35 protein-coding genes and 1 pseudogene are annotated in these 20,734 nt (G+C 41.5%); 31 read left to right on the top strand and 5 right to left on the bottom strand.

Translation table 11 applies throughout. From position 1 onward, the window contains the following. The first annotated feature begins 28 nt into the window (after positions 1-28). From rplB to rpsI, 31 genes and pseudogenes are all read left to right on the top strand, one after another. The gene (gene rplB, locus EKM76_RS05835; RefSeq protein ID WP_125549756.1) at positions 29-868 is read left to right on the top strand and encodes a 50S ribosomal protein L2; all 840 of its coding nucleotides are present in this window, start codon (positions 29-31) and stop codon (positions 866-868) included. Positions 869-987: 119 nt separating this feature from the next. Next, a complete protein-coding gene (rpsS, locus tag EKM76_RS05830; protein ID WP_125549755.1) occupies positions 988-1,269 on the top strand; it encodes a 30S ribosomal protein S19 in 282 nt (93 codons plus the stop codon). A gap of 19 nt (positions 1,270-1,288) precedes the next feature. Further along, positions 1,289-1,636 (top strand): 50S ribosomal protein L22, encoded by a 348-nt coding sequence (gene rplV / locus EKM76_RS05825; protein WP_125549754.1) that lies wholly within the window; start codon positions 1,289-1,291, stop codon positions 1,634-1,636. Positions 1,637-1,649: 13 nt separating this feature from the next. Continuing rightward, positions 1,650-2,273 (top strand): annotated as a pseudogene (gene rpsC, locus EKM76_RS05820) (30S ribosomal protein S3); the annotation flags it as partial. 155 nt (positions 2,274-2,428) lie between these two features. Further along, positions 2,429-2,863, top strand: coding sequence for a 50S ribosomal protein L16 (rplP, locus tag EKM76_RS05815; protein ID WP_003679390.1), 435 nt, complete (start codon positions 2,429-2,431; stop codon positions 2,861-2,863). Next, positions 2,853-3,050, top strand: coding sequence for a 50S ribosomal protein L29 (gene rpmC / locus EKM76_RS05810; protein ID WP_125549752.1), 198 nt, complete (start codon positions 2,853-2,855; stop codon positions 3,048-3,050). The genes rplP and rpmC overlap by 11 nt, the downstream gene beginning before the upstream one ends. A 33-nt stretch (positions 3,051-3,083) precedes the next feature. Beyond that, a complete protein-coding gene (gene rpsQ / locus EKM76_RS05805; protein ID WP_125549751.1) occupies positions 3,084-3,356 on the top strand; it encodes a 30S ribosomal protein S17 in 273 nt (90 codons plus the stop codon). A 31-nt stretch (positions 3,357-3,387) separates the two neighbouring features. After that, a complete protein-coding gene (gene rplN, locus EKM76_RS05800) occupies positions 3,388-3,756 on the top strand; it encodes a 50S ribosomal protein L14 (RefSeq protein WP_125549750.1) in 369 nt (122 codons plus the stop codon). Between the two features lie 29 nt (positions 3,757-3,785). After that, the gene (gene rplX, locus EKM76_RS05795) at positions 3,786-4,094 is read left to right on the top strand and encodes a 50S ribosomal protein L24 (protein ID WP_125549749.1); all 309 of its coding nucleotides are present in this window, start codon (positions 3,786-3,788) and stop codon (positions 4,092-4,094) included. Positions 4,095-4,120: 26 nt separating this feature from the next. Further along, positions 4,121-4,663, top strand: coding sequence for a 50S ribosomal protein L5 (gene rplE, locus EKM76_RS05790; protein ID WP_125549748.1), 543 nt, complete (start codon positions 4,121-4,123; stop codon positions 4,661-4,663). A 17-nt stretch (positions 4,664-4,680) separates the two neighbouring features. Continuing rightward, positions 4,681-4,866, top strand: a complete 186-nt coding sequence (locus EKM76_RS05785; RefSeq protein ID WP_010011761.1) for a type Z 30S ribosomal protein S14 — start codon at positions 4,681-4,683, stop codon at positions 4,864-4,866. Positions 4,867-4,893: 27 nt separating this feature from the next. Beyond that, positions 4,894-5,292 (top strand): 30S ribosomal protein S8, encoded by a 399-nt coding sequence (gene rpsH, locus EKM76_RS05780; protein ID WP_125549747.1) that lies wholly within the window; start codon positions 4,894-4,896, stop codon positions 5,290-5,292. A gap of 29 nt (positions 5,293-5,321) precedes the next feature. Continuing rightward, the gene (rplF, locus tag EKM76_RS05775) at positions 5,322-5,858 is read left to right on the top strand and encodes a 50S ribosomal protein L6 (RefSeq protein ID WP_125549746.1); all 537 of its coding nucleotides are present in this window, start codon (positions 5,322-5,324) and stop codon (positions 5,856-5,858) included. A 69-nt stretch (positions 5,859-5,927) separates the two neighbouring features. Further along, positions 5,928-6,293, top strand: coding sequence for a 50S ribosomal protein L18 (gene rplR, locus EKM76_RS05770; protein ID WP_318531402.1), 366 nt, complete (start codon positions 5,928-5,930; stop codon positions 6,291-6,293). Positions 6,294-6,314: 21 nt separating this feature from the next. Then, entirely contained in the window at positions 6,315-6,821 is a 507-nt protein-coding gene (gene rpsE / locus EKM76_RS05765; RefSeq protein ID WP_125549745.1) for a 30S ribosomal protein S5, read from the top strand. A 13-nt stretch (positions 6,822-6,834) separates the two neighbouring features. Beyond that, the gene (gene rpmD, locus EKM76_RS05760; RefSeq protein ID WP_125549744.1) at positions 6,835-7,017 is read left to right on the top strand and encodes a 50S ribosomal protein L30; all 183 of its coding nucleotides are present in this window, start codon (positions 6,835-6,837) and stop codon (positions 7,015-7,017) included. Between the two features lie 33 nt (positions 7,018-7,050). Beyond that, entirely contained in the window at positions 7,051-7,485 is a 435-nt protein-coding gene (gene rplO, locus EKM76_RS05755) for a 50S ribosomal protein L15 (protein WP_125549743.1), read from the top strand. Then, entirely contained in the window at positions 7,485-8,783 is a 1,299-nt protein-coding gene (gene secY, locus EKM76_RS05750; protein WP_125549742.1) for a preprotein translocase subunit SecY, read from the top strand. Before rplO ends, secY begins: the two co-directional genes overlap by 1 nt. A gap of 66 nt (positions 8,784-8,849) precedes the next feature. Further along, the gene (locus EKM76_RS05745; protein WP_125549741.1) at positions 8,850-9,506 is read left to right on the top strand and encodes an adenylate kinase; all 657 of its coding nucleotides are present in this window, start codon (positions 8,850-8,852) and stop codon (positions 9,504-9,506) included. 305 nt (positions 9,507-9,811) lie between these two features. Further along, the gene (gene infA / locus EKM76_RS05740) at positions 9,812-10,030 is read left to right on the top strand and encodes a translation initiation factor IF-1 (RefSeq protein WP_010011755.1); all 219 of its coding nucleotides are present in this window, start codon (positions 9,812-9,814) and stop codon (positions 10,028-10,030) included. Positions 10,031-10,081: 51 nt separating this feature from the next. Next, positions 10,082-10,198, top strand: coding sequence for a 50S ribosomal protein L36 (gene rpmJ / locus EKM76_RS05735; RefSeq protein WP_125549740.1), 117 nt, complete (start codon positions 10,082-10,084; stop codon positions 10,196-10,198). Between the two features lie 33 nt (positions 10,199-10,231). After that, positions 10,232-10,597: a 30S ribosomal protein S13 gene (rpsM, locus tag EKM76_RS05730; RefSeq protein ID WP_125549739.1), complete on the top strand. Its 366-nt coding sequence runs from the start codon at positions 10,232-10,234 to the stop codon at positions 10,595-10,597. A gap of 24 nt (positions 10,598-10,621) precedes the next feature. After that, the gene (gene rpsK / locus EKM76_RS05725; RefSeq protein WP_125549738.1) at positions 10,622-11,011 is read left to right on the top strand and encodes a 30S ribosomal protein S11; all 390 of its coding nucleotides are present in this window, start codon (positions 10,622-10,624) and stop codon (positions 11,009-11,011) included. A gap of 81 nt (positions 11,012-11,092) precedes the next feature. Beyond that, a complete protein-coding gene (locus EKM76_RS05720) occupies positions 11,093-12,031 on the top strand; it encodes a DNA-directed RNA polymerase subunit alpha (protein WP_125549737.1) in 939 nt (312 codons plus the stop codon). A gap of 33 nt (positions 12,032-12,064) precedes the next feature. Further along, positions 12,065-12,448, top strand: coding sequence for a 50S ribosomal protein L17 (rplQ, locus tag EKM76_RS05715; protein ID WP_125549736.1), 384 nt, complete (start codon positions 12,065-12,067; stop codon positions 12,446-12,448). A gap of 250 nt (positions 12,449-12,698) precedes the next feature. Further along, on the top strand, positions 12,699-13,544 hold the full coding sequence (locus EKM76_RS05710; protein WP_125549735.1) for an energy-coupling factor ABC transporter ATP-binding protein: 846 nt from the start codon (positions 12,699-12,701) through the stop codon (positions 13,542-13,544). Further along, positions 13,520-14,401, top strand: a complete 882-nt coding sequence (locus EKM76_RS05705) for an energy-coupling factor ABC transporter ATP-binding protein (RefSeq protein ID WP_125549734.1) — start codon at positions 13,520-13,522, stop codon at positions 14,399-14,401. Before EKM76_RS05710 ends, EKM76_RS05705 begins: the two co-directional genes overlap by 25 nt. Next, on the top strand, positions 14,391-15,188 hold the full coding sequence (locus EKM76_RS05700; protein WP_125549733.1) for an energy-coupling factor transporter transmembrane component T family protein: 798 nt from the start codon (positions 14,391-14,393) through the stop codon (positions 15,186-15,188). The genes EKM76_RS05705 and EKM76_RS05700 overlap by 11 nt, the downstream gene beginning before the upstream one ends. Positions 15,189-15,245: 57 nt before the next feature. Then, positions 15,246-16,034 (top strand): tRNA pseudouridine(38-40) synthase TruA, encoded by a 789-nt coding sequence (truA, locus tag EKM76_RS05695; RefSeq protein ID WP_125549732.1) that lies wholly within the window; start codon positions 15,246-15,248, stop codon positions 16,032-16,034. 132 nt (positions 16,035-16,166) lie between these two features. Then, positions 16,167-16,610, top strand: a complete 444-nt coding sequence (gene rplM, locus EKM76_RS05690; protein ID WP_125549731.1) for a 50S ribosomal protein L13 — start codon at positions 16,167-16,169, stop codon at positions 16,608-16,610. Positions 16,611-16,623: 13 nt separating this feature from the next. Next, entirely contained in the window at positions 16,624-17,019 is a 396-nt protein-coding gene (rpsI, locus tag EKM76_RS05685; protein ID WP_125549730.1) for a 30S ribosomal protein S9, read from the top strand. 130 nt (positions 17,020-17,149) lie between these two features. On the opposite strand, the gene EKM76_RS05680 is transcribed toward rpsI, so the two are convergent. From EKM76_RS05680 to EKM76_RS05660, 5 genes are all read right to left on the bottom strand, one after another. Further along, positions 17,150-18,394 (bottom strand): site-specific integrase, encoded by a 1,245-nt coding sequence (locus EKM76_RS05680; protein ID WP_100070898.1) that lies wholly within the window; start codon positions 18,392-18,394, stop codon positions 17,150-17,152. Positions 18,395-18,459: 65 nt separating this feature from the next. Then, complete coding sequence (locus EKM76_RS05675) at positions 18,460-18,687, bottom strand: helix-turn-helix domain-containing protein (RefSeq protein WP_100070899.1); 228 nt, start codon at positions 18,685-18,687, stop codon at positions 18,460-18,462. A gap of 512 nt (positions 18,688-19,199) precedes the next feature. Further along, positions 19,200-19,397, bottom strand: coding sequence for a helix-turn-helix domain-containing protein (locus EKM76_RS05670; protein ID WP_100070900.1), 198 nt, complete (start codon positions 19,395-19,397; stop codon positions 19,200-19,202). An 80-nt stretch (positions 19,398-19,477) separates the two neighbouring features. Beyond that, positions 19,478-19,870: a sigma factor-like helix-turn-helix DNA-binding protein gene (locus EKM76_RS05665; protein WP_100070901.1), complete on the bottom strand. Its 393-nt coding sequence runs from the start codon at positions 19,868-19,870 to the stop codon at positions 19,478-19,480. A 747-nt stretch (positions 19,871-20,617) separates the two neighbouring features. Further along, the coding region (locus tag EKM76_RS05660; RefSeq protein WP_164507606.1) for an IS3 family transposase at positions 20,618-20,734 on the bottom strand (117 nt) is incomplete at its 5' end.

Here is a 20,734-nt window from a genome sequence, read left to right as displayed (position 1 = left end):
TTTAAATTGATTCTAGGAGGGGAAACGCGTGGCGATTAGAAAATACAAACCGACTACAAACGGTCGGCGGAATATGACTGGTTCAGATTTTGCTGAAATCACTAAAACAAAACCTGAAAAGTCATTAACCGAATATATGACAAAAACTGCAGGCCGTAATGCTCATGGCCATATCACAGTTCGTCATCGCGCCGGCGGTCACAAGCGTCAATACCGTGTGATCGACTTCAAGCGCCAAAAAGATAATGTACCTGCAATCGTAAAAGCGATCGAATATGATCCAAATCGTTCAGCTAACATTGCGTTACTACAATACACAGATGGTATTAAAACCTACATTATTGCACCAAAAGGATTAGAAGTTGGCATGCAAGTCCAATCTGGATCAGATGCTGATATCAAAGTTGGTAATGCATTACCACTAGCTAATATCCCTGTTGGTACAGTTATCCATAATATCGAATTGAAACCTGGCCATGGCGCACAATTAGTACGTTCAGCTGGTGCTTCTGCTCAGATCTTGGGTAAAGAAGGCAAATACGCTTTGGTTCGTTTAGGTTCAGGCGAAGTTCGCATGATCTTGATCGTTAACCGTGCAACGATCGGTGCTGTTGGTAATGAACAACATGAATTGATCAACATCGGTAAAGCTGGTCGTAAACGTTGGATGGGTATCCGTCCTACAGTTCGTGGTTCAGTAATGAACCCTAACGATCACCCACACGGTGGTGGTGAAGGTAAAGCCCCAATCGGCCGTCCATCACCATTATCACCATGGGGTAAGAAAACCCTTGGCAAGAAGACTCGTAGCTCACGCAAACAATCATCTAAATTTATTGTTCGTGGTCGCAAACGAGGCAAACATTAATCATAAAATAATCAGTTACGCCAGATCCCTGTTATGTTTAGTGGCGGGACATCTGTATTTGCAAGTCAGAGCAAGTTACGTTCAAGCGTCACTCTGACTTATGAAAAGGAGGTTTCATAATGAGCCGAAGCTTAAAAAAAGGACCATTCGCTGATGACCATTTATTGAAAAAGATCGCTGCACAAGCTGATCAAGACAAAAAGACCGTTATTAAAACCTGGTCTCGTCGTTCGACGATCTACCCAAGTTTTATTGGTTACACTATTGCCGTTTATGATGGACGGAAACACGTCCCAGTTTATGTTCAAGACGATATGGTCGGCCATAAATTAGGCGAATTTGCACCAACACGGACATTCCATGGTCACGCTAGCGATGACCGGAAAACCAAAGCAAAATAAGCGAGAGGAGGATCATTAAATGTCAGAACAAATTACATCAGCTCGTGCTGTTGCCAAAACAGTACGAATTGCTCCTCGGAAGGCTCGCTTAGTAATGGACTTAATCCGTGGAAAGAAAGTTGCTGAAGCAATTGCAATTCTTCAGTTCACCCCAAGAGGCGCTTCACCAATCATTGCTAAGGTATTAAACTCAGCAATTGCGAACGCCGAAAACAACTTCGACTTAGATGCTGAAAACTTGGTAGTTAGCGAAGCTTTTGTTAACGAAGGACCAACTCTGAAACGTTTCCGTCCTCGTGCCAAAGGTTCTGCTTCACCGATCAACAAACGGACAAGCCACATCACAGTCGTTGTATCTGAAAAATAAGGAGGGATAACGCGTGGGTCAAAAAATTAATCCAATCGGTTTACGAGTTGGTATTTCCCGTGATTGGGATGCCAAATGGTATGCTGAAAAAGATTTCGGTACACTTTTAAATGAAGATTTAAAAGTCCGTAGTTATATCGAAAAACGCTTAGCAGATGCTTCTGTATCAAAAGTAGAAATCGAACGTGCTGCCAATCGTGTCAATGTTTCAATTCACACTGCAAAACCAGGTATGGTTATTGGTAAAGGCGGTTCTGAAGTTGAAAACTTGCGCAAGCAGTTAAACAGCTTAACCGGCAAACGTGTCCACATCAATATCGTTGAAATCAAACAACCAGATCTTGATGCAAAATTAGTTGGCGAAAGTATCGCTCAACAACTTGAAGCGCGTGTTGCTTTCCGTCGTGCCATGAAACAAGCTATCCAACGTACTATGCGTGCGGGTGCTCATGGTATTAAAACCATGGTTTCTGGTCGTTTGAATGGTGCTGATATTGCACGTAAAGAAATGTATTCAGATGGTACTGTTCCATTGCATACATTACGTGCTGATATTGACTATTCATGGGACGAAGCAGTCACAACTTATGGTAAATTAGGCGTTAAAACTTGGATCTATCGTGGCGACATCTTACCTGGTGCTACTCATGGTGATTCAATCAGAGATAATATTCCTACACAAAATAACCGCAACAGTCGCGGACGTGGTAGCAATAATCGTGGCAACAACAATAGCCGCGGTGCTGCTAACCGTAATCCTCGTAATAATGGAGCGAAAGGAGGAAACTAAACATGTTAGTACCAAAACGTGTAAAGCATCGTCGTGAATTTCGTGGCAAGATGCGTGGTGAAGCCAAAGGCGGTAAGAACGTTGACTTTGGCGAATACGGTTTGAAGGCTTTAGATTCTTCTTGGATCTCTAACCGCCAAATTGAAGCTGCCCGTGTTGCAATCACACGTTATATGAAACGTGGTGGGAAAGTATGGATTCGTATCTTCCCACATAAATCATATACTGAAAAAGGTATCGGTACTCGTATGGGTTCCGGTAAAGGTGCACCAGCAGGCTGGGTAGCCGTTGTTAAACGTCAAAAAGTGATGTTTGAAGTAGCCGGTGTTCCAGAAGAAGTTGCACGTGAAGCTTTACGCTTAGCTGCGAACAAATTACCCGTTCGGACTAAGATCGTAGCACGTGAGGAAGTAGGTGGCGAATCAAATGAAGGCTAAAGATATTAAAGACTTAACCACTGCTGAAATGCTTGACCGCGAAAAAGAATATAAAGAAGAACTTTTTAATCTTCGTTTCCAATTAGCTACTGGCTCATTGGAAAACACTGCGCGTTTAAAACAAGTACGTAAAAATATTGCTCGTATCAAGACAGTATTACGTCAACAAGAATTAAACCAAGCCTAATAGCAGATCATAGATTGAAGGAGGTCAAACATTTTGAGCGAAACAGAAACACGTAACGCCCGTAAAGTCATTCAAGGTCGCGTTGTATCCGATAAAATGGATAAAACGATTACTGTTGCAGTTGAAACTACTAAGCAACATAGTGCTTACGGCAAACGCATTCGTTATACAAAGAAGTACTACGCTCATGACGAAAATAACGAAGCAACAACTGGCGATATCGTCCAAATTATGGAAACTCGTCCATTGTCTGCTAAGAAACGTTTCCGTCTACTGAAGGTCGTAGAAAAGGCAGTTAGTCTATAAACTGAATTATTAACGAGAGGGGGACTTTTCCGTGATCCAACAAGAAAGTCGTTTAAAAGTCGCTGATAATTCTGGTGCTCGTGAAATCCTAACTATCAAAATTTTAGGCGGTTCACGTGTTAAAACAGCCAATATCGGTGATATTATTGTTGCAACGGTTAAACAAGCAACACCAGGTGGCGTTGTCAAAAAGGGTGACGTAGTTAAAGCAGTCATCGTTCGTACCAAGACAGGCGCTCATCGTGTAGATGGCTCTTACATCAAATTTGATGAAAACGCAGCTGTTATTATCAACGCTGATAAGAGCCCAAGAGGAACACGTATCTTTGGACCTGTTGCCCGTGAATTACGTGACAACAACTTCATGAAGATTGTTTCTTTGGCACCAGAAGTATTGTAAGCAAACAATCTGCAAAAGGAGGTTCAACCATGTTCGTAAAAACTGGCGACAAAGTTCGTGTCATCAGCGGTAAAGACAAAGGTAAAGAAGGCACTGTTACAAAAGCAATGCCTAAAACTGACCAAGTCATCGTTGAAGGCGTACATGCGATCAAAAAGCATCAGAAGGCAACTAATACTAACCCTCAAGGCGGTATTATTGATTCTAACGCACCGATCCATGTATCTAACGTTATGTTGATCGATCCATCTACTAACGAACCAACTCGTATCGGTTATAAAGTTGTAGATGGTAAAAAAGTTCGTGTCTCCGTGAAATCTGGAGAAGTTATCAAATAATCAATTGAAAGGAGGAAAATCGTTCAATGGCTAATCGTTTAAAAGCAAGATACGTAAAAGAAATTACACCAGCAATGATGGAAAAATTCAATTACACATCCGTTATGCAAACACCAAAGGTTGACAAGATCGTGTTGAATATGGGTGTTGGTGATGCAGTTGCTAATGCTAAAAACTTAGATAACGCAGTTGCTGAATTGAAACTGATTTCTGGTCAACAACCAATCATCACAAAGGCTAAAAAGTCTATCGCTGGCTTCCGTTTGCGTGAAGGTATGGCAATTGGGACTAAAGTTACACTACGTGGCGAACACATGTATGACTTTTTAGATAAATTAATCAATGTTTCATTACCTCGTGTCCGTGATTTCCACGGCGTTAGCACAAAATCTTTTGATGGTCGTGGTAACTATACATTAGGTGTTCGTGAACAATTGATTTTCCCAGAAATCGATTATGATCAGGTTGATAAAGTTCGCGGTATGGATATCGTCATTGTTACAACAGCTAACACTGATGAAGAAGCACGTGAATTACTGACTCAAATCGGAATGCCATTCACAAAATAATAGGGAGGTAATATATCTTGGCTAAGAAATCAATGGTCGCTAAGCAGCAACGTCCTGCTAAATTCTCATCACAAGCTTATACTCGTTGTGAGCGTTGTGGTCGTCCACATTCAGTTTATCGCAAATTCCATTTATGCCGGATCTGCCTTCGTGAATTAGCGCATGCTGGTCAAATTCCTGGCTTAAAGAAAGCTAGCTGGTAAATCTAACTAAAAGGGAGGTTAAACTAAATGGTCATGACTGATCCAATCGCAGACTACTTGACTCGTATTCGTAACGCCAACATGGTACGTCACGAGTCTTTGGAAGTACCTGCATCTAATATGCTCCGTAGTATTTCAGAAATCTTGAAACGTGAAGGTTTTATCCGTAACTTCGAATCTGTCGAAGATGACAAGCAAGGTATTATCCGCGTTTTCTTAAAGTACGGTAAGGATAACGAACGTGTTATTTCCGGACTTAAACGTATTTCAAAACCAGGTTTGCGTGCTTACGTCAAAGCTGATGCTGTACCTAAGGTCTTAAACGGCTTAGGTATCGCAATTTTGTCCACTTCTGAAGGTGTTCTCACTGATAAAGAAGCTCGGGCTAAAAATATCGGCGGCGAAGTTCTCGCCTACATCTGGTAATTATTCTAAACAATAGGGAGGTGTAACACGTGAGTCGTATCGGTTACAAAGTAATTAATGTACCTGAAAAGGTAACAGTGACTAAAACTGGTGACAGCGTCACAGTTAAAGGTCCAAAAGGTGAATTAACTAGCGAATTCAGTCCGTTGATCACAATCACACAGCAAGATAACGTGATTAGTTTTGAACGTGCTGATCATGGTAAAAAGAGCCGTGAATTACATGGTACAACCCGAGCTAACTTGGCAAACATGGTTGAAGGTGTCTCCAATGGCTTCACTAAGAAGTTGAAATTGGTGGGTGTCGGATATCGTGCCCAGTTACAAGGCAAAAAATTGATTCTAAACGTTGGTTATTCCAACCCAGTTGAAATGGAAACTCCAGAAGGTTTAAGCCTTGAAGTTCCTTCTAATACAGAAATCAACGTTTCAGGTATTGATAAACAAGCAGTTGGCGAATTTGCTGCCGTTATCCGTAGTGTCCGTTCACCTGAACCATATAAAGGTAAAGGTATTCGCTACGTTGACGAATATGTTCGTCGTAAGGAAGGTAAAACTGGTAAATAATTTTAACCAGTTTATCCCATTTTTAAAATATAATTCGCGGTTAAATGCCGCATAATCTAACTATCAGAGGTGAACATTGTGATTTCTAAACCAGACAAAAATAAGACACGCCAAACGCGTCATTTACGTGTCCGTGGTAAGATCTCTGGTACTGCTGAGCGCCCACGCTTGAACGTTTTCCGTTCCAATAAGAACATCTACGCGCAATTAATTGATGACGTAGCGGGTGTAACGCTAGCAAGTGCCTCGACATTGGACAAAGAAGTTGAAACAAGTTCAAAGACTGAACAAGCAACTGCTGTTGGTGCATTGATCGCCAAACGCGCTATTGCTGCCGGTCATGAAAATGTTGTCTTCGATCGTGGCGGCTATTTGTATCATGGCCGTGTCCAAGCTTTAGCTGAAGCTGCACGCGAAAACGGATTAGATTTTTAGGAAAAGGAGGAAAACCCATTTATGGCTAAAGCGTTTATTGATCCAAACAAGTTAGACTTGGAAGACAATGTTGTATCCATCAACCGTGTCACAAAAGTTGTCAAAGGTGGCCGTCGTCTGCGTTTCGCTGCGATCGTTATCGTTGGTGATCGTAACGGACATGTTGGCTTTGGTACCGGTAAAGCTCAAGAAGTTCCAGAAGCTATCCGTAAAGCCGTTGAAGATGCAAAGAAGAACTTGATCGAAGTACCAATTGTTGGTACAACTGTACCGCATGAAGTTCTTGGTCGTTTCGGCGGTGGCCGTGTTCTGATCAAACCTGCTATTGCTGGTTCTGGTGTTGCAGCCGGTGGTGCTGTTCGTGCAATCATGGAACTTGCTGGTGTCCAAGATGTCACTAGTAAATTCTTAGGTTCACACACACCGATCAACGTGGTTCGTGCGACTATTGAAGGCCTTAAAGGCTTACGTCGTGCTGAAAAAGTGGCTGAACTTCGCGGCATTCCAGTCGATCAATTAGAAAACTAGGAGGGCGAAATTCATGGCACAAGTAAAAATCACGTTAAAGCGTAGTGCGGCACATCGTATTCCCAATCATCGTGCAATTGTTAAATCAATGGGCCTGACTAAAGTAAATAGTACAGTAACATTGCCAGACAATGATGCCATTCGTGGCCAATTATTCAAAATTGGTTACTTGGTGGACGTTGAAGAAGTTAAGTAACAATTATCTAGATTAAGGAGGTGCTCCAACTCAATGAAATTACACGAATTACAAGCAAGCGAAGGTTCACGTCACGTACGTAACCGTGTTGGCCGTGGGACTTCATCTGGTAATGGTAAAACATCCGGACGTGGTCAAAAGGGTCAAAAAGCGCGTAGTAAAGTACGTTTGGGTTTTGAAGGTGGCCAAATGCCTTTATTCCGTCGTATGCCAAAACGTGGCTTCTCGAACATTAATCGCAAAGAATATGCTATTGTAAGTTTGAATGACTTGAATCGTTTTGATGAAGGTACAGATATTACACCAGTATTATTGGTTGAATCTGGTATCGTCAAGGACGAAAAAGCTGGCATCAAATTATTAGCAAACGGCGAAATCACTAAAAAAGTAACAGTGACGGTTAGCAAAGCTTCTGCTGCTGCTAAACAGGCTGTTGAAGCTGCTGGCGGTAAAATTGAGGTGATTTAATGCTGTCGACCATCAAAAATGCTTGGCACGTTAAAGACATTCGAAACCGGATGTTTTTCACGCTAGGTATTTTGTTAATTTTCCGTTTAGGGACTTTTATTACTGTTCCCGGTGTTGATGCCAAGGCATTAACATCGATTGCTTCTTCCGGATTAGTTAGCATGTTGAATATGTTCGGTGGTGGTGGGCTAACCAATTATTCCATCTTCGCGATGGGGGTTTCACCCTATATCACCGCACAAATTGTCATCCAACTTCTACAGATGGATATTGTGCCCAAATTTGTTGAGTGGAGCAAACAAGGGGAAGTTGGTCGACGTAAGTTAAATCAAATTACACGTTACCTGACGATTGTGTTAGCATTTTTACAATCGATCGGTATCACTGCTGGATTTAATGCTTTAAGCGGGTTGGGTTTGGTTAAGAATCCTAATTGGCAAACCTTTGTTATGATCGGGATCATTTTGACAGGTGGCACAATGTTGGTCACTTGGATGGGTGAACAGATCACAGATAAGGGTATTGGTAATGGGATTTCAATGATCATCTTTGCCGGAATTATTGCGCGCTTACCAAGTGGGATTGCTCAAGTATACCAGCAATGGTTTGAGACCAATCCAAGCACTAGCCAATTCTGGCTGTACATTCTGTATGCCGTCTTACTAGTGATTGCAATTTTCCTTGTTGTCGTTTTTGTTACTTTTGTTCAACAAGCGGAGCGGCGTATTCCGATTCGCTATACACGACGAGTAACAGATGCTGGTGACAATAGTTACCTACCATTAAAAGTCAATGTTGCGGGAGTTATTCCTGTAATCTTTGCAAGTTCATTTATTGCAACGCCAGGTACGATTTTGCAGTATTTTAATAATACACATGCAGAAGATCAGTGGTTTAAAATTACGACCGAGCTATTCAGTATGACGACTGTTCCAGGTTCAATTCTGTATACGCTCTTGATCGTTGTTTTCACTTTCTTCTATGCGTTTGTACAGGTTAATCCTGAAAAGGTAGCTGAAAATCTGCAGAAACAAGGTAGTTATATTCCTAGTGTTTGGCCAGGGAAAACAACTCAGAAATATATTTCCGGTACGTTGATGCGTTTATCGACTGTCGGTTCTGTCTTCTTGGGTTTGGTAGCCTTGCTACCGATCGTGGCGCAAAACATTTGGAGCCTACCGGAATCAATTGGATTAGGTGGTACTAGTCTGTTGATCGTAGTTGGTGTTGCGTTAGAATCAGCGCGTCAGATCGAAGGATTGATGATGAAACGGCATTATGTTGGTTTCATCCGTTAGAAACGTGTTGAAGCGCTAGCTTTAGCACGTTTCTTATCAATAATGATGAAAAGGAGCGAGTTTTTAATGAATTTGATTTTAATGGGTTTACCGGGAGCTGGTAAGGGAACCCAAGCTGAGCAAATTATTGATACTTATAAAATTCCACATATCTCAACAGGGGATATGTTCCGTGCGGCGATGAAGGATGAAACTGAATTAGGTATGAAGGCTAAGTCTTTCATGGACAAAGGCGAATTAGTACCTGATGAAGTGACTAACGGCATCGTTAAGGATCGTTTAGCTGAAGCTGATACAAAAGTTGGCTACTTATTAGACGGTTTCCCGCGGAATTTAAGCCAAGCTGAAGCTTTAGAACAGATCACTGCAGATTTGAACAAACCACTTGATGGTGTGATCAACATCAAAGTTGATCCTGCATCATTGATGGAACGGCTAACTGGCCGATTTATCTGTAAAACTTGTGGCGCAACTTACCATAAGCTTTACAATTCACCAAAGGTTGCGGGCACTTGTGATCGTTGCGGTGGCCATGATTTCTTCCAACGTGAAGATGATAAGCCAGAAACTGTTAAGAATCGTTTGGCCGTGAACGAAAAGATGAATACACCGTTGCTTGATTTTTATGACAAAAAGAAGCTACTTTTCAATGTTGATGGTAATCAAGATATTAATGATGTTTTCAAAGACGTCAAAAAAATCTTAGACCCATTGGCTGACTAGTAAGGACACGGATGCTTGCGTGACTAGCGACTTTTTGCTATAATTAGCGAGGTTATCTTTTCAAGCTGGACAGATTATGGTATAATCTGCTGGTTAAAATTCGAAAAGGTGAGTGCAACGTGCTCTCACCATTTTTATATGGATTTGAGCATTTGTCTAAGTATTTTATGGTTTGCGTGGCGGATAGTCGCGTAGATTTGCTCGATTCAATTAAGTTATGGATCAAGTCAGTTTAATTTTTTGGTTGTTGAAGCATAGCGGTTCGTTATCGAATCTGCTGTAATCAGTTAAGGAGGTACTTCTGCGTGGCGAAAGATGATGTCATTGAGGTCGAAGGAAAAGTCACTGATACATTGCCAAATGCAATGTTCAAGGTAGAACTTGAAAATGGGGCAACAATTCTAGCGACTGTTTCTGGTAAGATCAGAATGCACTACATTCGGATTCTACCGGGTGATCGGGTTACTGTTGAGTTGTCACCATACGACTTAACACGCGGCCGCATTACCTATCGCTTTAAATAGCATGTTGTATAGGACCGGAAGTTTAGCCTTTTATCTTAGGAGGTATAAGTCATGAAAGTAAGACCATCAGTAAAACGGATGTGTGAACATTGCCGCGTTATCAAACGTAAGGGCCGTGTTATGATCATTTGTTCTGCTAATCCAAAGCATAAACAACGCCAAGGATAACAACTAATTCAATTTAATGGAGGTGTCATTTAAATGGCTCGTTTTGAAGGTATTGATTTACCCCGTGGCAAGCAGATTGTCATTGCGTTAACTTACATTTACGGTGTTGGTAATACTACTGCTAAGAAAGTATTAGAAGCAGCAGGTGTCGCTGAAAACATTCGTCAGGATGATTTAACACCAGAACAAGAAGATAAAATCCGTATCGAACTTGATAAAGTTAAAGTCGAAGGTGATTTACGCCGCGAAGTTAACATGAACATCAAGCGTCTTCAAGAAATCGGTTCTTATCGTGGGATGCGTCATCGTCGTGGATTGCCTGTTCGTGGTCAAAATACCAAGAATAATGCGCGCACACGTAAAGGCAAAAAAGCATCGATCGCTGGTAAGAAAAAATAATTAGTTAAAGGAGGTAAGTAATTAATGGCAAATAGAAAAACAACACGTCGTCGTCGGGTAAAACGTAATATTGAATCTGGCGTGGCACATATTCATTCTACTTTTAACAATACCTTGATCATGATCACTGATCCCCAAGGAAATGCAATTGCATGGGCTTCTGCTGGTTCATTAGGTTTTAAGGGTAGTCGTAAGTCTACACCGTTTGCTGCACAAATGGCAGCTGAAACAGCTGCTAAAGCTTCAATGGAATATGGTATGAAATCTGTTGAAGTTGCAGTTAAAGGTCCTGGTTCAGGTCGTGAAGCAGCAATTCGCTCATTGCAAGCGACTGGTTTGGAAATTTCTGCAATTCGTGATGTAACGCCAGTTCCTCATAATGGGTCTCGTCCTCCGAAGCGCCGTCGTGTTTAGTGAGTTCGCTTCATTTTGAGTTTAAAACTGAAACGTACAATATCAAAGACACTTCTCGTTTTGAAAGGGGTAAGAAACTAAATGATCGAATTTGAAAAACCAAATATTGCCAAGGTTGATGAAAGCACAAACTATGGTAAGTTTGTCATTGAACCGTTAGAACGCGGTTATGGGACAACTTTAGGTAATTCATTACGGCGGATTCTGTTGGCTTCATTACCAGGTGCAGCCGTAACGAGTGTTCAAATCGATGGTGTTTTACATGAATTTTCGACCATTGATGGTGTGACTGAAGACGTTACGCAAATCATCTTAAACATCAAAAAACTCGCTTTGAAGTTGGATTCTGACGATGATAAAACGTTAGAGATCGACGTCAAAGGTCCAGCTACGGTTACTGCTGGTGACATTGAAGCTGACGGGGACGTTGAAATCTTAAATCCTGATCTGTATATCTGTACAGTTGCCGCTGGTGGTCATTTCCATATTCGGATGACTGCACACAAAGGCCGCGGGTACGTTGCCGCTGATGGTAATAAGGTTGATGATATGCCGATCGGTGTTTTGCCAATCGATTCGATTTATACCCCAATCAGTCGCGTTAATTATCAAGTTGAAAGCACCCGCGTTGGTCGCCGTAATGACTTCGATAAATTAACCTTGGATGTTTGGACGAATGGTTCTATTAGTCCACGAGAAGCAATTAGCTTAGCAGCGAAAATCTTGACCGAGCATTTGGATATCTTCGTAAACCTGACTGATGAGGCGAAAAACGCTGAAATCATGGTTGAAAAAGAAGAGACACATAAAGAAAAAATGCTTGAAATGACAATTGAAGAACTTGATTTATCCGTACGTTCATACAATTGTTTGAAGCGTGCTGGTATTAATACAGTTCAAGAATTGACTAACAAGACCGAAGCTGACATGATGAAAGTCCGTAACTTGGGACGTAAGTCTTTAGAAGAAGTTAAGGCTAAATTAACTGATTTAGGCCTTTCATTACGTAAAGAAGATTAATCACTTAAATCCATCAAGGGAGGGAACACGTTAATGAGTTACCGCAAATTAGGTCGCACTAGTTCACAACGTAAAGCATTGTTACGTGATTTGACGACTGATTTAATCATGAACGAAAAAATCACAACGACAGAAGCTCGCGCTAAAGAAGTGCGTTCAACAACTGACAAAATGATCACCTTGGGTAAAAAAGGCACTTTAGCTGCTCGTCGGCAAGCTGCTGCATTTATCCGTGATGAAATTGCTGATGTACGTGAAGAAGACGATAAAGTTATCGTTCAAACTGCATTGCAAAAATTATTTAGTGACGTTGCACCACGTTATGCTGAACGTAACGGTGGGTACACACGTATTTACAAGACAATGCCTCGTCGTGGCGATGGCGCACCAATGGTTGTCTTACAATTTGTTGACTAAGCGTCAATAATCAACCAGGATAAAAACGGATCACTTCTAAAATGTTTGACTAGAGTGTTATGATGTTGGTTAGTTGTTTTTCCAAGTCTAGCTCGATGGTTGGCGAATCTCTGGATTCGATCACATTTTAGAATGTGATTTTTTTTTACGCAAAATTTTCTTGTTCGTTGAAAAAAGCACACGAAAAGCGCTTAATATGCTATTATTGAAACATTGAGAAAAAGTAAATTGGACGGTAAAGGTGACTGTTGTGACAAAAATAATTGAAGTCGAACATTTAAATTTCCGTTATCCACAAACGGAAGGTCGGCCGGCACTAAGTGACGTTAATTTGACGATCGAACAAGGCGAATGGGTCGCTATCATTGGCCACAACGGTAGTGGTAAATCGACCTTAGCTAAATCATTGGACGGATTATTACCGTTGACACCCGAGAGTGGGATCATTCGTGTTGCTGGTACAAAATTAACTGAAGCTAGTGTCTGGGATATCCGGAGTCAAATCGGCATGGTTTTTCAGAATCCGGATAATCAATTTGTTGGTGCAACCGTTGAGGATGATGTTGCTTTTGGCTTAGAAAATATTGGTTTACCTCGTGAAGAAATGTTGACGCGCGTTCATGCAGCACTAGAACGAGTGCGCATGACTGAGTTTGCGGATCGTGAACCCGCACGGCTTTCTGGCGGTCAAAAGCAGCGGGTGGCGATTGCTGGTATCATTGCCTTACAACCGAAAATTATTATTTTAGATGAATCAACTAGTATGTTAGATCCTACTGGCCGGATCGAAGTTTTAGAAACCGTCCGGCAGTTGAAGGAACAGGCGGATCTAACGGTTATTTCGATTACTCATGATATAGATGAAGCTGCTAACGCCAATCGAATTATTATTTTAGATGATGGTGAGATCAAGGAATCAGGCACACCAGCGGAGATATTCCAGTATGGGGAACGGCTGATCGAACTTGGTTTAGATGTTCCTTATGCAGAACGCTTAAAGGCAGCGTTGCAACGGCAGGGTTTGGTCGTGCCGCAGCAATACTTAACTGAGGAAGGATTGGTGGATTGGCTGTGGACATTACATTCAAAGATGTAGCATACACGTATCAGGCCGGAACGCCCTTTGAAAGCCAAGCACTGCATGATATTAATTTAACGATTGCCGAGCATAGTTTTACGGCGATCATTGGTCATACGGGTAGTGGCAAATCAACCTTAGTTCAGCACCTGAATGCTTTACTAAAGCCAACCAGTGGAACGGTAACGATTGGTGAGCGTAAGATTACTCCAGAGACCAATAATAAGCATTTAAAGCCGTTGCGACAAAAAGTCGGCATGGTCTTTCAATTCCCAGAAAGCCAATTGTTTGAAGAAACGGTCGCTAAGGATATTGCTTTTGGACCGATGAATTTTGGTATGGAGGCGACAGTTGCTGCAAAAAAAGCGGCTGAAATGCTAACGTTGGTTGGTTTACCAGCCGAATTACTAGAGCGTTCACCATTTGACTTATCTGGTGGTCAAATGCGCCGGGTAGCGATTGCTGGCGTTTTAGCAATGGCACCTGAAGTTTTGATCCTCGATGAACCAACAGCAGGGTTAGATCCAGCGGGGCGGCGTGAAATCATGGGGATGGTCGAGCGGCTACACCATGAGCAACATTTAACGGTTGTGCTGATCACTCATCGGATGGAAGATGTGGCTAATTATGCGGATCATGTGGTTGTTATGGAGCAAGGCACCATCGCTAAGGTTGGTCGGCCGCAAGAAGTCTTTCAGGATGTTGCTTGGTTGCAGGCACGCCAGTTAGGGGTGCCAGAGACGACTGAGTTTGCTGCACGTCTACAGCAGCGGGGCTTTAAATTTGATCAGTTACCGCTGACTGAAGCCGAATTAGCGGCGGCACTAGCGCCACAGTTACCACGAGAGGTGGTGAGCCAGCAACATGATGAATAAACTATTGCTTGGACGCTTTATTCCCGGTGATTCGCTGATTCATCGGCTTGATCCGCGAAATAAATTATTGCTGAGCTTTTATTATATTGGGATTATTTTTCTGGCCAATAACTGGCTGACCTACTTGGTCTTGTTCTTCTTCACACTTTTCGCCGTTTACTTATCGAATATTAAAATGGGTTTCTTCATTCGTGGCGTACGGCCGTTGATTTGGTTGATCTTATTTACTGTATTATTGCAGGTGTTCTTTACTCGTGGTGGCACCACTTATTGGTCCTGGGGGCCGATCGTGTTATCGCAATTTGGGATCGTTAATGGGATCTATATCTTTATGCGGTTTGTCTTGATTATTTTTATGTCAACACTACTAACGCTGACTACGCCGCCACTATCATTGGCGGATGCAATTGAGGCAATTTTAAAACCACTACGAGTCGTGCATTTTCCGGTTTATGAAGTGGCTTTGATGTTGTCGATTGCACTGCGTTTTGTACCGACATTGATGGATGAGACTGAAAAAATTATGAACGCACAGCGGGCCCGCGGGGTTGATTTTGGTGAAGGCAACCTTTTCCAGCAAATGCGTTCGGTTGTGCCACTATTGATCCCGTTGTTTGTCAGCTCATTTAATCGTGCTGAAGATCTAGCAACAGCAATGGAAGCGCGTGGTTATCAAGGCGGTGAAGGACGTAGTAAATACCGTATTTTAACTTGGCAGGCTAGAGATACTTGGACAGTGCTTGTTTTTGGTTTATTAACCGGCGTCTTAGTTTGGCTACGTGCATAGATAAATCGATGGACTAGGGGAAATCCTCTAGTCCATTAATTGTAAGGAGGGCTTAATGTGTTGAGATACAAAGCCACAATAGCGTACGATGGTACCCAATTTGCTGGCTTTCAGTTACAACTGAAGCAGCGAACGGTGCAAGGCGTCTTGGAAAAAGCGGTGCGCACGATTGCTAAATCAACAACGCGAATCGTCGTCAACGGCTCAGGCCGCACGGATGCAGGGGTGCATGCACTTGGTCAGGTGATTCATTTTGATTTTCCTTTTGAGCTACCAGCGGCTGCGATGCTCAAGGCTTTGAACAGTCTGTTGCCTTTAGATGTAGTGGTCAAGGCTTGTGTGATAGCGTCACCTGATTTTCATGCCCGTTATAACACAACCGGCAAGCGCTATGTTTATCGGGTGAAGCGTGGTTATTATACGGATCCGTTTCGGCGGTTTTATACCGGGCACTGGAAATATGATCTAGACGTTAGTAAAATTGAATTGGCATTAACCGATTTTGTAGGTACGCATGACTTTAGTAGTTTCGCCGCTTCTGGCGGTAGTATCACTAATAAGGTGCGAACTATTTTTGCGGCGACGGTCGTGGAAGATACGGTGAATGAAGAATTAGTTTTTGAATTTTATGGCAATGGTTTCTTGTACAATATGGTACGCATCATGGTGGGGGTCGCACTTGAAATTGGTAATGGGCGCCGGCCGGTACACGATATTTTACGATTATATGAAGTTAAAGATCGTACCCAAGCACGGTATACTGCTCCCGCCAGTGGACTTTATCTAAAAAAGGTCTATTATGGTGATGGTCCAGCGGATAAAGTTGAACTAGATACGTTTTCATGATAAAAAAAATTACGAAATTGATTGACAGTTTGCATGAAAATAGTTAAGATTATAGCTGGTACTGTTTACCCCACGATAAGCCCCGGAAACTTACTGGTGTTTAAACAGACACAGAAAAATGGAGGAATACACGTGCGCTCAACATATTTAGCAAAACCAGGCGAAGTAGAACACAAATGGTACGTTGTCGATGCAACTGATATTGCATTAGGCCGTTTATCCACAGTTGTGGCTTCTATCTTACGCGGTAAAAACAAACCAACATTTACCCCAAACGTCGATACTGGTGACCACGTCATCATCATCAACGCGGAAAAGGTACTCTTAACTGGTCGTAAAGCGACTAACAAAATTTATTATCATCATACCCTTCATCCAGGCGGTTTGAAGCAGATTTCTGCAGGTGAATTGCGTGAAAAGAACCCAATTCGTTTATTAGAAACATCCATCAAAGGGATGCTTCCTAAGAACACATTGGGCCATGCTCAATTTATGAAATTGCATGTTTACGCAGGTCCTGAACATAAGAATTCTGCACAACAACCAGAAACTTTGGATATTACAAACCTAATTTAAGGAGGGAAATGAATTGGCAGAAAAAGTTCAATATATTGGTACAGGTCGTCGTAAGAACTCAGTTGCCCGTGTACGTTTAGTACCTGGTACTGGTAAGATTACGATCAACGGCAAAGACCAAACAGACTATGTTCCATTTGCAAATATTCGCGAAGATATGATCCAACCATTTGGCATTACTGATACAGCTGACAGCTATGACGTTTTAGTTAACGTTAATGGTGGTGGCTTCTCAGGCCAAGCTGGTGCGATCCGTCATGGTATTTCACGTGCGCTATTAAACGTAGACCCTGATTTCCGTGGTCCATTAAAGCGTGCCGGCATGTTAACTCGTGACCCACGTATGAAAGAACGTAAGAAGCCAGGTTTGAAGAAAGCTCGTAAGGCTAGTCAGTTCTCAAAGCGTTAATCCGGCACGTTATAACAAGCCTGATTACGGTTTTAACTTTTACCCCAATTGGCAAAATTCGCTCAGAAAATTTAACTTTGGGGTAAGGTTTGGGGTAAATATTATCTCAATGAGAATGTTGAACGTCAGATTAGATAATCTGGCGTTTTTTTGTACTTTCTTTTTTTAATCGATTTACGAACATTTCGTGCACCTTAGTGGAAATGACATCCGGCGTATTGACGTAAATTTTTGTCGTTGCTACGTCGGAATGAGTGAGTGCTTCGGAGATATCTTCGAGGGAAGCACCACCTTCACGGGCAAGTGTACCAAAAGTGTGACGCAACTTGTGTGGGTGTAATTTAGCCAATTCTGGATGACGATGATGGATCGACTTGATTCGATAATTCAAATAGTCGGAATGTAAGGGGACATTCATGTGACCACGAAAATCGGTATACGTGAATACAAATTGGTCAGGTGTTTGCTCAATTCCAATTTGCGCTAACTCTTCGGCTTGCTGTGCCTTCCATTCTGCAATCTCACTAACTAGTTCTTCTGGAATAGTTAGCTGAGTGAACTTATGGCCCTTAGTGTCTTTGAGCTTCTTAGATTTAGAAAGACTTTGAATGATGAACAGGGAATTAGTTTTCAAGTCAATATGACGCCACTGTAAGCCATAGGTTTCACTCTTACGGTCACCAACGTGTAAAGTTAGCAAGAAGAGTAAATGCTGCATCAACGTGATTTTACCGGCTTGATAGTCTTCCTCTAGCGCTTCGAGCCAGTCGAGCAACTTTTGCGCCGTGAGTGCTTCTCCTTTCGCTTGACGCTGCTTTTTTAATTGGTCATGGTAAGGAGATGCAACCATGTTTAGAACCTTACCAACGCGATTATATTCGATATAATCCATTGCTTCGGCGAGATCAAACACTTGGCGTGTGTAACTCTTGATATTGCGAATATTGCTAAAAGTGGCAGATTTCATCGTCAATTCATTGATGACAATTTCCTTATGATTGTTCAGATAATTCAATGAGTAATTACCAAACATCGGTAGAATATGAAGTCTAAAAATTGATTTTTGATAATCGATTGTCTCAGTTGTAGGGACAACGCGTGTCCGTCCAGTCGCACCCTTAACATAAATATCCATGAAGACGTTGTGGTAAAAATCGCTAAATAACATTTCTCCTTTAGTTTCCAATGAACGCGGGCTATCATCCTTTCGTACCTGTTCAATTTGCATCAACACATTAGCTTCTTGAATCTTAGCTGTCTTGAGACTTGGCAGTGTTTTTTTGTAGCGGCGTTTGTTGTCGAAAAATGGTCTAAGCTTTTTCGGGTATTGCACTTCTACAAGATAACTTCCAGATTTTGTTTTACTAATAGTCATAACTACATTCCTCCAAAAAAATTAATTGAAATTTTTCAGAGCGAACGTAAGGCTTCAAAGTTATTTTAACTCATATGCTTCATTTCGTCAGCTCTAGTTATTAACCAATCATCAACAGATGAGCGATCAAAGCGAATGCAACCACCAATTGTGATCGATGGTAGGCCCTGAGCAATCCAGCTATCTAAAGTATTGTTGGCAATTTGCAAGTAATTACAAAGATCCTTTTTCTTAAGATAGCGGGTACCAATGGCGGCATCAGTCCTTACTCGCTTGACTTCACCCATGATCATTTGATAGATTTCGGCACGTAGTTTATCTTGTTGTTGATCACTGATTGTGATCGTGAATTCTGAAGTAGCGATAGTGTATCATCTCCAATCAGGTATGAATGACTAATGGGGGAGAATTAAAAAAGTCGGGTGTTGATTTCACTTCCTTTCAAAAAATAGTGCAACAGTTTAATGGTGCTGTCAGACCTTGCTACCCAGTTCCGTCACTAACGGACATAGGAATTGCACCTCTCCTGCTTACGTGGGAGCCTCGCGGAAGTATCATTATCTACTTAATTTGTACGATTGTTAGTTAAAAATCGTAGTTGAAGTGTGGGTGGCGCTCGCAGTTCTGGTCATGGCGTCCACAGATCAACAGTTCAAGTAAAGTAAGAAAGTTAGGGTAGCAATATTCAGTTGTCAAAGGGCTCACAGGTAATATTTCCTGTTCACTATATACATACAAATAAAGGATGAGAAATGAAACCAAAAAAGCAAATTAATCAAAAAAGATTAATCTGCTTCTCGTCTAACTACAAATAACGTTCCAAATTAAACTTGTAGGTTGTTCGAATAAATTGTTCAGTTAATATCTGATAACGATCCTCATCAAAAACTGAATGCCCCCGACAAGTGATGCTAATAATTAATGGCTGAAATTCTTTTATCAGCTGAGCCATAGCAAGTGGGTCGCCATGCTGGGCTGCGTAAATCGTTTCGGTATAATTCATTGCAATTCGCTCTCCTAGAGTTAGATTTGGGTCGTCTAATTCTTAGAAGTGTTGGGGGAGACCGAATTTTTATGGTTAAACTAGTCGAAGAATGTTGAGCCGATTTTGCTCAACACCTTGCGATGCTGTTTGGAAATCGCTTGACTGCTGACATGAAGAATCTGACCAATTGCCTTATCTGAAAGTTGTTCAACGTATTTGTAATAAAGTAATTTCTTTTGAGCATCGGTTAATCTGGCTATTGCAATGATCAACCGTTCGTTAATGAGGTATTCCTCAAGGTGAATAGCTTGTTCCGCTGTTATTAATTTAATAGTTGGTGGGCCTTCATTGATCGGGTACTCCACTGTTTCCTCGTTTAATGGTACTTTAGGAACCTGATGTTGTTCCTGAGTGTAGATTGAGCGAGTTTTGTTCACGAGTGACAGCTTGGCATAATGTGAAAATGCTTGTTTGACATCTTGATCAGACATAACAAATCCTCCTTTTACCAAACAAATACATATAATTTTTTCAAAGTGAAACCGATTTAAAGAATATTGCATTAAATTTTGATTTTTTTAGACGACAGTAGAAGGTATCTGTACTAATTATTATTTAATACGTTAGTGTTATTTAAAATGTTGTAGTGTTTAACATTGTGTAGTTTCAATTAGTTGGTGCAAAACGCCTGAAAGGTCCCTCTAGTTTTACAGCACTACCGATCGGTACGGCGGTCAATTATTTGGTGAAATCGCGATTATTTTTAATTGTAAAGACAATCGTATCAGGTGAGACTATCAGTGCCGAAGTAACTGAAAAGTGATGAGCTTCACTAGTTAGACCGGTGACATGCTAAGACGACAAAAAGCAAAAGTCCCCATCTACTAGTCTAGCAGTCACAATTAACAAATATCAAGTAATGGTGTCAACATTTTTGGTTAAAGGGTCCCTTGAAGAAGACACTAAACCATTTCCAACATACCGTGAACTAAATGCGTTGCTGATAAAAATATGCCAGTCAGGCCATTGTGTTCGTCGTGATGGAAAGATGATGCTCAGTTACTAAGTGTAGATAACAATCCAGTATCGTAAATTATTAAATTGCATGGTGAATCAAGTAACCTATTATTCATTAGTGCAACCAGTGATAAAAGAATGATTATCGAAGTTAAATATAAGGTGAACAAATATTTTTTAATATTATAACGTGAAGTGAACCCCAAATATTGGACGAAACTTTAAGCGACTTTCTGGGTGGTAAGAACACGGTATTTAACCGGGCTCTTACCACCCAGTTTTGTTTTGATTCGTGTGACATTATAATATTGAATCCAGTTCGATACGGCTAAAGTTAA

Source organism: Loigolactobacillus zhaoyuanensis (assembly GCF_003946385.1).
GTDB classification, from domain to species: domain Bacteria; phylum Bacillota; class Bacilli; order Lactobacillales; family Lactobacillaceae; genus Loigolactobacillus; species Loigolactobacillus zhaoyuanensis.
The sequence above is the reverse complement of the archived record's forward strand: the minus strand, read 5'-3'. Positions and strand labels throughout refer to the sequence as shown.